At 63.4% G+C, this 13097-nt stretch carries 10 protein-coding genes; 4 read left to right on the top strand and 6 right to left on the bottom strand.

Annotated features, from left to right (window positions below):
- Positions 1–76: 76 nt before the first annotated feature.
- From RX331_RS02690 to RX331_RS02665, 6 genes are all read right to left on the bottom strand, one after another.
- Positions 77–943 (bottom strand): 3-keto-5-aminohexanoate cleavage protein, encoded by an 867-nt coding sequence (locus RX331_RS02690; protein WP_317255122.1) that lies wholly within the window; start codon positions 941–943, stop codon positions 77–79.
- 65 nt (positions 944–1008) lie between these two features.
- The gene (locus RX331_RS02685) at positions 1009–1830 is read right to left on the bottom strand and encodes an AraC family transcriptional regulator (protein WP_317255121.1); all 822 of its coding nucleotides are present in this window, start codon (positions 1828–1830) and stop codon (positions 1009–1011) included.
- A gap of 116 nt (positions 1831–1946) precedes the next feature.
- Entirely contained in the window at positions 1947–2603 is a 657-nt protein-coding gene (locus RX331_RS02680; protein WP_317255120.1) for a glutathione S-transferase family protein, read from the bottom strand.
- A 32-nt stretch (positions 2604–2635) separates the two neighbouring features.
- On the bottom strand, positions 2636–3790 hold the full coding sequence (locus RX331_RS02675) for an acyl-CoA dehydrogenase family protein (RefSeq protein ID WP_317255119.1): 1155 nt from the start codon (positions 3788–3790) through the stop codon (positions 2636–2638).
- 131 nt (positions 3791–3921) lie between these two features.
- The gene (locus tag RX331_RS02670) at positions 3922–5076 is read right to left on the bottom strand and encodes an acyl-CoA dehydrogenase family protein (RefSeq protein ID WP_317255118.1); all 1155 of its coding nucleotides are present in this window, start codon (positions 5074–5076) and stop codon (positions 3922–3924) included.
- 87 nt (positions 5077–5163) lie between these two features.
- On the bottom strand, positions 5164–5781 hold the full coding sequence (locus RX331_RS02665) for a TetR/AcrR family transcriptional regulator (RefSeq protein ID WP_317255117.1): 618 nt from the start codon (positions 5779–5781) through the stop codon (positions 5164–5166).
- Between the two features lie 23 nt (positions 5782–5804).
- Here RX331_RS02665 and RX331_RS02660 point away from each other — a divergent pair, with 23 nt between their 5' ends.
- The 4 genes from RX331_RS02660 (at position 5805) to RX331_RS02645 (ending at position 13029) form a co-directional block, all read left to right on the top strand.
- Complete coding sequence (locus RX331_RS02660) at positions 5805–6068, top strand: hypothetical protein (RefSeq protein WP_317255116.1); 264 nt, start codon at positions 5805–5807, stop codon at positions 6066–6068.
- Positions 6069–6319: 251 nt separating this feature from the next.
- Positions 6320–9751, top strand: a complete 3432-nt coding sequence (locus tag RX331_RS02655) for an acyl-[ACP]--phospholipid O-acyltransferase (protein ID WP_317255115.1) — start codon at positions 6320–6322, stop codon at positions 9749–9751.
- 309 nt (positions 9752–10060) lie between these two features.
- Positions 10061–11275, top strand: coding sequence for a Spy/CpxP family protein refolding chaperone (locus RX331_RS02650; RefSeq protein ID WP_317258370.1), 1215 nt, complete (start codon positions 10061–10063; stop codon positions 11273–11275).
- A 209-nt stretch (positions 11276–11484) separates the two neighbouring features.
- The gene (locus RX331_RS02645) at positions 11485–13029 is read left to right on the top strand and encodes a long-chain fatty acid--CoA ligase (protein WP_317255114.1); all 1545 of its coding nucleotides are present in this window, start codon (positions 11485–11487) and stop codon (positions 13027–13029) included.
- Positions 13030–13097 lie beyond the last annotated feature (68 nt).

The raw sequence follows: 13097 nt of genomic DNA, 5'->3' as shown, positions 1-13097 counted from the left end.
ATTGCGAGCGAAGCGAAGCAATCCATACCTTTTGTGTGTCACGATGGATTGCTTCGCTTCGCTCGCAATGATGGGGCTAATGTCTTGTCCCGAATATCTGCCGCGCCTCGGCGGGGCTCGCGATCTCGCGGCCGGCGCGCCGTGCGCAGGCGGCGATAGCTTCGATGAGTTGCCCGTTCGAGGTCACCTTGGTGCCATCAGCCAAATAGAACGTATCTTCCAGCCCGGTGCGCAGATGGCCGCCGAGATCGGCGCAGCGCTGGTGCAACGGCCAGATTTCGGCGCGGCCGATCGCGGTGACCTGCCAATGGGCCTCTGGCTGTTTCAGCTTGAGCAGGATCGGCAACAACTCGGGATCGGCGGGCATGCCCGAAGCAACGCCCATCACGAAATTATATTCGAGCGGCCCGGAGTACATGCCGGTCTGCACGTACATGCCGACGCAGCGCACGATGCCGACGTCGAAACACTCAAACTCAGGGATGGTGCCGGCGCCCTTCATCACATCGAGATAGTCCTGCACCTTCTCAACCGCGTTATCGAACATCATCGGCGGCCAGGCCCAGGTATTGTCGGCCTTGACCTTGAGATAATTCAGCGAGCCGGCGTTGCAGGCGGCGATCTCGGGCTTGGTCTCGCGAACGCAATCGAGCGCGCCCTGATAGTTCGGACCTGACGTGCCCGTGGTGTGATTGATAATGACGCCAGGGCAGGCTTCGCGGATGGCCTGCTGAATTTCTTTGGAAACGTTAACGTCCCAGGACGGCAGATGGCCCTTGTTCGGCTCCTGCTGGCGCAGATGGACATGCATGATACTGGCGCCGACGTCGAACGCGGCCTTGGCTTCGCGCGCCATCTGCTCCGGCGTGACAGGCACGTTGTGCTGCTTCGGATCGGTCAACACGCCGTTCAGCGCGCAGGTAATGACGGCCTTGTCACCCATGGATCAACCTTCGAAAACGGGACGCGCGGGATCGCGAAAAACCTGGCGCGATCATGCGTCCCGCATCAGCCGGCTTCTTGCGTCAACCCGCTATTGCCGGCGGCGACGCGGCGGTGGCTATAGATCGCCAGATCGCGCGAGCCGGAAAAGATCGCGCGCGGCTTCAAGCCATAGAAGCGGCGGATCGAGTGGCTGAAATGCGTGGAATCGGGATAGCCGATATCCTGCGCGAGATGCGCAAGGTTAATGTCCTGGTTGGCGAAGTGCAGGAGATGCCGCGCCCGCTTCCAGGCGCGGAACGAGCGGAAGGAGATTCCGGTCTCCTCCTTGAAGAGGTGCAGGAAGCGCGAGGGAGACAAGCCCGCTTCAGCGGCGCAGCTCGCGGCGGTCACCGGCTCGCCGGAGAATTTTCCGATCTGCAGAATCGCGCGCGCGACGCGGGGATCGAGTTCGCGCTGCGGCAGGACCTCGCCGAGGCACAGCGCATCGAACTCGGCGCTGGAAAAATCATTGCCTTCATGATGCTCGCGCAGTTCGTGATAGGCCGCGCGAATGCGATTGATGAATTCAGCGCCTTCAAGTCCAGCGAGACGCGCCGCAAACTCTTCCAGCGCGCCGGGGCGAACGCTTTCCGGCTCGATCACGACGCTCATCACCGAACGATAGTCGCTGGCGATGGTGTGCCTGACATTCGGCAGCACCGCAATCATTTCGCCATGGACCTGCCGCCCATCCGATGTCGTGAGCCAAAGACCGCCTTCGAATGCGACATAGATGTTGAAGCCGCCCGAGCAACGCTGCCGCGGCCGGCCGAGCAGGCCGGCGTAGAACACGCGTTCCGGGGTGATCAGCATCAGATGGCCCGACTTGCGGCCGATATCGTCCATGGGTGCTCCTCCTCGCGCGGCTCTTTGGCCGCTGCGATGGAGCCAACCATAGCGGAAATTCATCTGATGTCACCGATCGGAAAAAGGTTAATTCGCGTCCTGAATCGGCACCATCTTCAAGCCCGTATCCGCGGCGCCACGTTCTGCTCGACGCCGGCCTTGCGCTCCGCCGCAACCGCCCGCTGATAGCCGTCGCGTTCCTGCAGCCGGGCCCAGTAGGCTGCGACATTGGGGCCGAAATCCTTGGCGAGGCCGATAGTGCCGGCCAGCCGCAGCGCATAGCCGTTGACGATGTCGGCCGCGGTAAAGCGCCCGGCGCAGAGGAATTGCGAATTCGCGGTCGCGGCCTCCACCGCCCGCAGCCGCCCCAGGAACCACTTGGCGTAATCGCCGGCGACTTGCGGGTTCCGCCGCTCTTCCGGTTCGAGCTGGCTGTATCTCAGCACCAGCGTTTGCGGAAAGGTCAGCGTGGCGTCGCTAAAGTACATCCAGTTCAGGAAGGCGCCATAGGCGGGGTCATCAAGCCCGACCACCAGCGGTGAAGGCCCGTATTTGGTACCTAGGTAGTAGCAGATACCTGATGACTCCGTCATCTTGGTCTCGCCATCGACCATGAACGGAATCGTGCCGAGCGGATTGATCGCGAGATACTCCTTGGCGAACACCCGCGGCGGAAACGGCAACATCTTGAGCTCGTAGGCCAAGCCCATCTCTTCCAGCATCCAAAGTGGACGGAACGAGCGCGCGCCGTCGCAGTGATAGAGCGTGATCATCAACCGTTCCCTTATCTTCTTCCCGATTTCTCTTATTGGATTTTCGGCAGCGTGCCCATCATCTTGCAGAGCACCGTCAGCATCACCTCGTCGGCGCCGCCGCCGATCGAGGTCAACCGGCTGTCGCGATAGGCCCGGCTAACCGGCGTCTCGTTCATGAACCCCATGCCGCCCCAGAATTGCAGGCAGGCGTCGGTGAGTTCGCGCCCCAGTCGGCCGGCCTTGAGCTTGGCCATGGTGGCAAGCCGCGTCACGTCCTCGCCTGCAACCAGCGCCTCGGCGGCGCGATAGACCAGCGCGCGCAGCAGTTCGACCTCGGTCTGCATCTCCGCCAGCTTGAAATGGACAATCTGGTTATCGAGGATCGATTTTCCGAACGCCTTGCGGCCGCGTGTATATTCGATGGTCTCTGATATGATGAACTCATGCGCCTTGAGGCAGGCTGCCGCGCCCCACATCCGCTCCTCCTGGAACTGGATCATCTGGTAGGTAAAGCCCTTGCCTTCTTCGCCGATGCGGTTGCGTTTGGGCACGCGAACATTATCGAAGAAGATCTGCGCGGTGTCGGACGAGCGCATGCCCATCTTGTCAAGCTTGCGCGCGACCTGCACGCCCTTAGCTTTCATGGGCACGCAGATCAGCGACTTGTTGCGGTGGACCTGATCGTCGCTGGTGTTGGCGAGCAGGCAGATCCAGTCGGCCTGCACGCCGTTGGTGATCCACATCTTGCCGCCATTGATGACGTAGTCGTCGCCGTCGGAACGCGCCTGGGTCTTGATCGAGGCGACGTCCGATCCCGCGCCCGGCTCGGAGACGCCGACGCAGGCGACCGCATCGCCCGCGACCGCCGGCGCCAGAAATTCGCGGCGGACTTCATCGGAGCCGAACCGCGCCAGCGCAGGGGTAGCCATGTCGGTCTGCACCCCGATCGCCATCGGCACGCCGCCGCACTTGATCGCCCCGAGCTCCTCGGCCATCATCAGCGCGTAGGAATAATCGAGCCCCTGCCCGCCGAATTCGACCGGCTTGTTCAGCCCGAGGAAGCCAAGCTCGCCGAGCTTCTTGAACAGCTCATGCGCCGGGAAGATGTCGTTCTTCTCCCATTCGTCGACGAAGGGGTTGATCTCGGCGGCGATGAATTTTTGCAAGGCCCGGCGGGGTTCGTCATGGTCGGCGGTGAAGAGCATTTTGTTAGCTAAGCTCCAATCGAAGTTCTTAGTTGCGTCATGGCCGGGCTTGTCCCAGCCATCCACGTCTTCTTCTGCTGCAAGAAAGACGTGGATGCCCGAGCCGAGCCCGGGCATGACGGATAGTGTGGCTACAACCCCATTTGCCTCGACGCGAGGTCCTTCATGATTTCCTCCGTCCCGCCGCCGATGGCGTTGACCTTGACCTCGCGGTAGATGCGCTCGACCTTGACGCCGCGCATGAAGCCGGCGCCGCCGAAAATCTGCACCGCCTCGGAGGCGCAGAACGCCATGGTCTGGGTGGCCTGGTTCTTCATCATGCAGATTTCGGCCACCGGGCTCTCGCCCTGCCCGAGCCGCCACGCCAGCAGTTCCAGCATCGCCTGTGACGCCGCGACCTTCTGCGCCATGTCGACGATCTTGTGACGGATCACCTGGTGCTGCGCGATCGGCTTGCCGAAGGTGTGGCGCTCCTTGGCGTAGGCGATCGCCTCCTCGACGCAGACGCGGGCGTAGGCCGTGCAGCTCGCCGCCATGCCCATGCGCTCACTGTTGAAATTATGCATGATCAGCTTGAAGCCCTGCCCCTCCTCGCCGATCAGGTTTTCGGCGGGCACCCGGCATTCGTCGAAATGCAGCGTTGCGGTATCCGATGCCCACCAGCCCATCTTATTCAGCTTGGTGCGCGACAGGCCCGGCGTATTACCCTCGATCAACAGCAGGCTGACGCCGCCCGGCCCTTCGCCGCCGGTGCGCACCGCGACCGTCAGGTAATCGGCCCGCATGCCTGACGTAATAAAGGTCTTCTCGCCACTGACGATGTAATGATCGCCGTCGCGCCGCGCCTTGGTGCGGAGGCTGGCGACATCGGAGCCACCGCTCGGCTCGGTGATCGCGAGCGCGGAAATCTTCTCGCCCGCCAACACTTGCGGCAGTACCCGCGCCCTCACTTCTGGCTTTGCCGCGCGCGCGATCGGCGGCGAGCCGATGCTATGGCTCATCAGGCTCGAGCTGATCCCGCCGGCACCGGCGCGCGCCAGCTCCTGCGACGCCACGATTTTCATGAACTGATCCGCGGGCACGCCGCCAAACTCTTCGGGAAAGCCGAGCCCGAGCAGGCCGATCTCGGACGCCTTGCGATAGAGCTCGCGCGGAAATTCGCCGGCCTCGTCCCATTCATGGGCGAAAGGCTCTATCTCACGCGCGACGAAGCGGCGCATCACGTCGCGGAAGGCTTCGTGTTCGGCCGTGTAGAACGGGCTCAGTACTTTTGTGCGCTCCGGCATGGCTTCCTCCCGAGCGATTACGATGCCCCGATTTGGCTCGCGCAAACTTGCGTTGAGCGGCTGGCATTAGCCGGCAGACATTCGCACTCAATCAAGCAAGATGCCGAGGCCTCCCAGGTGCGTATCCACGAATTGCGTCAATTGCTGGCGCAGCTTTTCTGGCGGCACCGCGACCATGCGCTCTTCCAGGCCGAGGGAGATGATACCGTGCACGGCGGAGAACATCATGCGCGCCAGTAGCGCCACCTCCTCCGGATCGCGGTCGGGCAGAAGGCGGACCAGCGGTTCATGCATCAGCGCGAACGCCTGCATCACCATCTTGAGGATGTCCTCGGGGAACGGCCGGTCGTCCTCCATCCGGTGTTCGAACAGCGAGCGCAACAGATTGGCGTGCTCGGCGGCGAATGCCAGGTATGTCGTGGCCAGTCCGTGGAGCTGGCGGACCGGCTCTTCGGCCGGGACCGCGACCAGGCGGGCGGTCAGGGCCTGAACCGTCTCCCGATTTACCGTCAGGATCAGCCCGTCGAAGTCCCCGAACTCATTATAGACGCTCCCGATCGAGCAGTCGGCGGCCTCGGCAACATCCCGAACCTTCAATGATCTCAATCCGTTAGCGGAGATTATGCCGCGAGCGGTCTCGACCATGAGATGGCGCCGCAACGTTTTTTTGCGGTCGCGCAAAGATTCTTCTTGAGCATTGCTCACGGCTAGCCTATATGTTTTGAACAATGTTCATTTTCAACCCGGAGGCCACTCAAATGCAGACCCTCGTTTCCCAACTGACCACCACTTTCATCGACGATGCCATCGAACTCGTGAAGGGATTTGGCAAGGTTATCGTCCATATCGCCACTGCGCCAATCGAGCGCATGGCCAATGCCTGTGACGTCGGCGGCGTGCTTGCTCGCCGCCGCTTGCGCGCGGCGATGAAAGCCCAGCGTCCGAAGGCGTGGAAGCTGTCGCCGTTCGCCTCGCTGCATCACTTGACCTGAGGCGGCGCCGCTTTCGTTCAAATGTGTCCCCGATCGTAAGAAAGGGATCACTATGCCGCAGCAAATCGTCCGCGGCGTCCCACGCAACAACGTCCGGATAACCTTCCGTACAACCTTTCACTGCAACGGTGCCCGGCGACCACTTCGCGCATCGGCCAGGGCCTCTCACGCAACCGACGCTCACCTTAGTTGCTCACGACCTTTAGGACCACATCCCGGATTGCCCCCGGCGGAAGTAACAGGAAATAGTCATGATCAAGGAATTGCTTTCCTCTCGTCGCTTCGCTCCGCTGTTCTGGTCGCAATTCACTTCGGCTTTGAACGACAATGTGCTGAAGAATGCGCTCGTCATCATGCTGCTCTATGGCGTGGCGACTGAGGAGGGCGCGCCGCTGGTGACGCTGGCCGGCGCGGTCTTTATCTTTCCGTTCTTCGTGCTTTCGGCGCTCGGCGGCGAACTGGCCGACAAATACGTCAAGATGACCGTGGCGCGACGGTTGAAGTTCGCCGAAATATTTGCCGCCGGCTTTGCGGCCGCCGGCTTCTATCTGCATTCGATCCCGTTGCTGTTCGTGGCGCTCGCCCTGTTCGGCATGGTCGCCGCCCTGTTCGGCCCGGTCAAATACGCCATCCTTCCCGACCAGCTGGCAGTTTCCGAACTCGCCACCGGCAACGCCCTTGTCGAGGGCGCGACCTTCATCGCGATCCTGATCGGCACGATTGCCGGCGGGCTGTTTGTTGCGGGCGCCTCGCATATGGGATGGATTTGCCTGGCCGTGGTCGGGCTGTCGATCCTGTCTTGGGCGTTCGCGGCCCGTATCCCCGTGAGCCAGCCGTCGGCGCCTGGTCTCTTGATCACCGCCAACCCCTGGACCTCCACCGTTCGTCTTCTGAAGACGCTTCATGCCGAACCGCGGCTGTGGGACGGCATGGTGATCGTGTCCTGGTTCTGGATGGTCGGCGCGATCGTGCTGTCGCTGCTACCCGCGCTGGTCAAAGGCAATGTCGGTGGCACCGAAGGTGTCGTGACCGTCTGCCTCGCCGTGTTCGCGATCGGCGTTGCCGCGGGCTCGCTGTTTGCCGCGCAGCTCAGCCATGTGCGCCCGAATCTCGCGCTGGTGCCGATTGGCGCCATCGTGATGGGCATCGTCGGCGTCGATCTGGCCTGGGCCATCGGCAGCACGGTGCACGGGACCGATGTAACAGCCGCCGCATTTACCACTTCCTTTTCCGGCGTCCGGATGCTGGCTGACTTCTTCCTGTTCGCGTTCGGCGGCGGCTTGTTCGTGGTGCCGTCCTTTGCCGCGGTCCAGGCATGGTCCGCGCCGTCGGAACGCGCCCGCGTGATCGCTGCCGGCAATGTGCTGCAGGCGGCCTTCATGGTAGCAGGCTCGCTGCTCGTCGCAGGCTTGCAGGCGCTCGGTCTTCCGGTCGCGGGGATCTTCTTCGGCCTGGCGATCGCGAGCTTTGGCTCGGTCTGGTTCGTCCTTAACAAATGGGGCCGCGAAGGCGTGCGCGATTTCGGCGCGCTGCTGTTTCGTGCGCTGTTCCGCGTCGAGGTCCGGGGCATGGAGAATCTGCCGCCACCCGGCACCCGGATGCTGATCGCGCCGAACCATGTCAGCCTGGTCGACGGCCCGCTGCTGCACGCGACGCTGCCGATCGACGCCAGCTTTGCCGTCGACACCGGGATTTCGAAGGCCTGGTGGGCAAAACCGTTCCTGAAGATGATCAAGCACTACACCATGGACCCGACCAAGCCGCTGGCGGCGCGCGACCTGATCAAGCTGGTGGCATCGGGCGAGCCGGTGGTGATTTTCCCGGAAGGGCGCATCACGGTCTCGGGTTCGCTGATGAAGGTTTATGACGGCACCGCGATGATCGCCGACAAGGCCGATGCGATCGTCGTGCCCGTCCGTATCGAGGGCGCGCAGCGCTCGCGTCTGAGCTACCTCAGGAATGGCGAGATCAAGCGCTCGTGGTTCCCCAAGGTGACGATCTCGATCTTGCCGCCGGTGAAATTGTCGATCGATCCCGCCCTGAAGGGCAAGACCCGCCGCAACACGGCAGGCGCCGCGCTGCAGGACGTCATGATCGACGCCGTGGTCAAGAACGCCATGCTGGACCACACGCTGTTCGAAGCGCTGGCCCATGCCCGCCGCGACCGCGATACCGGCAAGCCGATCATCGAGGACGCGCTCGGCACCAAACTGACCTATCGCAAGATGATCCTGGGCGCCCAGGTCTTGAGCCGCAAGCTCGAGAACGGCACCACTGCCGGCGAAAATGTCGGCGTGCTGCTGCCGAATTCGGCCGGCGTCGCCGTCGTGTTCATGGCGCTGCAGACCATCGGCCGCGTGCCGGCGATGCTCAACTTCTCCGCCGGCTCGGTCAACGTGCTGGCGGCGATGCAGGCCGCGCAAGTCAAGACCGTGCTGACCTCGAAGGCGTTCATCGAGAAGGGCAAGCTCGACAAGCTGATCGCCGCCATCGCTGAGCAAGCCAGGGTCGTGTACCTGGAGGACGTGCGTGCCGGCATCGGTTCGCTCGACAAGATCCGCGGATTGCTCACTGGCTCCGCGCCGCGCGTGGCGCGCAATGCGGATGATCCGGCAGTGATCCTGTTCACATCAGGATCGGAAGGCACGCCCAAGGGCGTCGTGCTCTCCCACCGCAACATCCTGGCCAATGCGACCCAGGCGCTGGCGCGCGTCGACGCCAACGCCAACGACAAGGTGTTCAACGTGCTGCCCGTGTTCCACTCGTTCGGCCTGACGGGCGGCATGATGATGCCTGTCCTGGCCGGCATTCCGATCTTCATGTATCCGTCGCCGCTGCATTACCGGATCGTGCCGGAACTGATCTACCAAACCGGGGCCACCATCCTGTTCGGCACCGATACCTTCCTCACCGGCTACGCCCGCTCGGCCCATGCCTACGACTTCCGCACCCTGCGCCTCGTGATCGCCGGTGCGGAAGCGGTGAAGGACCGCACGCGGCAGATCTATATGGAGCGCTATGGCATCCGAATCCTCGAGGGTTACGGCGTCACCGAGACCGCGCCCGTGCTCGCGATGAACACGCCGATGGCCAATCGCCCGGGCACCGTCGGCCGGCTGTCGCCGCTGATGGAAGCCCGCCTCGATCCGGTCCCCGGCATCGAGGAAGGCGGCCGTCTGTCGGTGCGCGGGCCCAACGTGATGCTCGGCTATCTGCGTGCGGAAAACCCCGGTGTGCTGGAGCCGCTGGCCGGCGGCTGGCACGACACCGGCGACATCGTCACCATCGATGCGGCCGGCTTCATCGCCATCAAGGGCCGCGCCAAGCGCTTCGCCAAGATTGCCGGCGAGATGGTCTCGCTGTCGGCGGTCGAGGCCATGGCCGCAACATTGTGGCCGCAGGCGATGTCGGTCGCGGTGACGATTCCCGATGCCCGCAAGGGCGAGCGGATCGTGCTCCTAACCACGCAGAAGGACGCCGAACGTTCGGCGATGCAGCGCCAGGCCAAGGCTATCGGCGCGTCCGAACTGGCGGTGCCGGCGGATATCCGCGTCGTCGGCAGCGTGCCGCTGCTCGGCTCCGGTAAGACCGACTATGTCGGCGCGACCAAGCTCGCCAAGGAACTCGCAGCGCCGGCCGAGCCAGCGCGGGAAGAAAGAATCGTCGCAGAGGAAGTCGCATAAGCATTATCGCGTCGCCGCGGGGTCAATGACGATCCCGCGGTGCGCCGACCGCGCGAAGCTGGCTGAATCGCCGTAATCGCTTCGCTTGCCTTCATCAGCCTGGACCCATTGCCTTTTTGCCCTGGCCGGCTCGCTCGCCGCACATCCATTGGAAGCATGGACGACCGACCCGGACGTGGTTCGACGTCGCCGCTCAGCAAGCTGATCCCCGAACCGCGCGGGAACTTTCGGTTCCCCTCGGCGTCATCTCCTTTGGCGTGACCTAACGTGACGTGACGAGGCCTGGCGCGGGAGGATGCCGTGTCGACGATGCGCATTGGGATTGCCGTGGTCGTTCTGGCAACCCTGCTGTCCAGTTCGGCCATGGCTAGGGCGCGTCTTGGCATCGGGCCCCTTGGGGTCGCGAGACTTGCAGTCACCAGCGTGTTGTCGCTGGGGGGATTGCATCACGGTCGTGCCTTCGCTCGCCAGCGCCACATCCGAACGGCTTCTCCCCGACCGCAAAACCTGCGCAGCGCCATGGATTCGGACCTGCGCAACCCCGCGGTGCGCAGGCAAGTCGCCGCAGCGACAGCGCTCGCGGGCTGGCACGGCGGCCAGACCGCGAAGGGGTGGTGGCAGCACGCCGATGGCGGATATGGATGGGTCGGGCCGCTGTTCTGGCCATTCGCCAGTAACGACATTAACGACTACATCGTCTGGGGCGATAGCACCGGCTTCTGGGACTACGGTTATCCTGACATCTATGCTGCGATCTTTGCCCCTTACGGCCGTGATGAACTCGCCGCCTTTACCGGACCGAGCCCACACGGCCAAAGACATCGCAGGGTCCCTCCGCTACAGCAATTCTGCGGCGACGACAGAAGCGAAATGGCTGGGCTTCCCATCCATCAGATTCAGCAGGCGATACAGCCGAACGAGACGCAGCGCGCCGCTCTGGACGAGCTTGCGAATGCATGGATCTTTGCTACCCAGATGATCCGGGCGACGTGCCTGACGCAGACGGCGTTTACCGCACCGAACCGGCTGGCCATCATGCACCAGCGCCTCGGCGCGATGATCGGAGCGCTGTCAGCCGTGCGGGAGCCGCAGGGAAAATTTCACGACCTGCTGGAAGAAGAACAGGAAGCGCGGCTCAATGCGCTCGCCGAGGAGCGGCGCAGGATATCCACCGCAAATGGGACCACGGAAGCGTCCGCCCAAGGTTGCGGCGCGGCGCAATCTGCCGTGTTGCAATGGCCGGCCGACGAGATTGAGGCCAGGCTGCACCCGAGCGACATGCAGCGCGCGGCCCTCAAAACGCTGCAGGACGCCAATGCCAGGGCTGTCGAGATACTGAACGACGAATGCCAACCACAAGACGCGATCACATCACCTGCTCGCCTTGACGCCGTGGAGGTGCGGCTCGCCGACATGCAGCAGGCGGTCCATCTGATGAGCACTGCGCTCGAGGCCTTCTATGCGACGCTGAGCGACGAGCAGAAGGCGCAGTTTGAGGCGATAGGACAGAAACGAACGGTGTAATTTCCCGGTAGGTTGAGGTTGCTGAGCCGCAGCCAACCCGCTGGCACGTTTTGGGCAGGCGGGATGATGTCCGCTCACCGGGAGCAAAGCAGCGGGGTCTTATGGCCCAGCCACTCCACGCAAGACAGCAGCGTCCCTATTAGCTTCCCATCTGCTCAATAGAATGCCGTCAAACAAAACAGACGACACCGCTGGGCCGGGAGGAGACATTGGCCGTACGTTATTACGACTGGATCGCCCATTTCGGCCGCCGCACGCCGGATAAAATCGCGGCCATCGACCTCGCGAGCGACCGCCGCCTCTCCTACGCCCAGTTCGACGTACGGATATCGCGGCTTGCCACCCATTTGCGTGAGAAGCTCGGCGTCAAGCGCGGCGACCGCGTCGCAGTGCTGGCGCTCAACACGACCGATACGCTCGAAGTGCAGTTCGCCTGCGGCCGTCTCGGCGCAGTGTTCCTGCCGCTGAATACGCGGCTGACGGTTCCGGAATTGCAGTTCATCGTCGGCGACGCCTCGCCGAGCGTAATGATTTATGACACCGATCTCGCCGAGGTTGCGCTGGCGGTCGCCAAGCTCTGCAACGTTTCCTCGACGCTGCTGCTGGGCGCCGGCGGCAGCTATGAGGCGGCGATTGCCGCCTCCAAGCCACTCGACACGTTCGAACTCGTCACCCATGACGATATCTCGACCATCATGTACACCTCGGGCACCACGGGCCAGCCGAAGGGCGCCATCATCACCCATGGCATGACGTTCTGGAATTGCGTCAATCTCGGCGGTCCGGCCTATGTCTCGCCATCGACGGTGCTACTCACCGTGCTGCCACTGTTCCACACCGGTGGGCTCAATTGCTACACCAACCCGGTGCTGCATGCCGGGGGTACCGTGCTGATCATGCGCGCGTTCGACCCTGGTCTGGCTCTGCAATTGATTAGCGACCCCGCCTACGGCATCACGCAGTTCTTCGGCGTGCCCGCGATCTATCAGTTCATGGCGCAGCATCCATCATTCGCGAGTGCCGATTTCAGCCGCCTCGTGATCGGCGGCGTCGGCGGCGCCCCGATGCCGGTGCCGCTCTTGAAAGTATGGGAAGGGCGCGGCGTCGCCCTGCAGCAAGGTTACGGCATGACCGAGACCTCGCCGGCGGTGCTGGCGCTCGACCGCGAGGACGCCGCGCGCAAGGCCGGCTCGTCCGGCAAGCCGGTGCTGCATACGGAAGTGCGGATCGTACGCCCCGACGGCACGGACGCTGATGTCGGCGAACTCGGCGAGCTCTGGGTCAGGGGGCCGAACGTCACGCCGGGCTATTGGAACAGGCCGGACGCCAACCAATCATCCTTCACCGACGGCTGGCTGCACACCGGCGACGCCACGCGGGTCGATGAAGAAGGCTTCTACTACATCGTCGACCGCTGGAAGGACATGTACATCTCCGGTGGCGAGAACGTCTATCCGGCCGAGGTCGAGAGCGTGCTGCATCAGCTCACCGCCATCGCCGAAGCTGCCGTGATCGGTATTCCCAATGCGCAGTGGGGCGAGGTCGGCATGGCCATCGTCGCCGTGAAGCCGGGCCAGACGTTGACAGAAGCCGACATTCATGCCCATTGCGCCGCCAACCTCGCGCGCTTCAAATGCCCGCGGCTGATCGAGTTCGTCGATGCGCTGCCGCGCAATGCCACGGGCAAGATTCACAAACCGACGCTGCGGCAGCAGTTCAACGCGCCGAGCGCGACCGACAAGCTGGCGTCCTAACTTCGCACTTCCCAACATCGTCATGCCCCGCGAAGGCGGGGCATCCAGTACACGCCAGCGGCTGTGAT

Source organism: Bradyrhizobium sp. BWA-3-5 (genome assembly GCF_032917985.1).
In the GTDB taxonomy this organism is placed as follows: Bacteria; Pseudomonadota; Alphaproteobacteria; order Rhizobiales; family Xanthobacteraceae; genus Bradyrhizobium.
The sequence above is the reverse complement of the archived record's forward strand: the minus strand, read 5'-3'. Positions and strand labels throughout refer to the sequence as shown.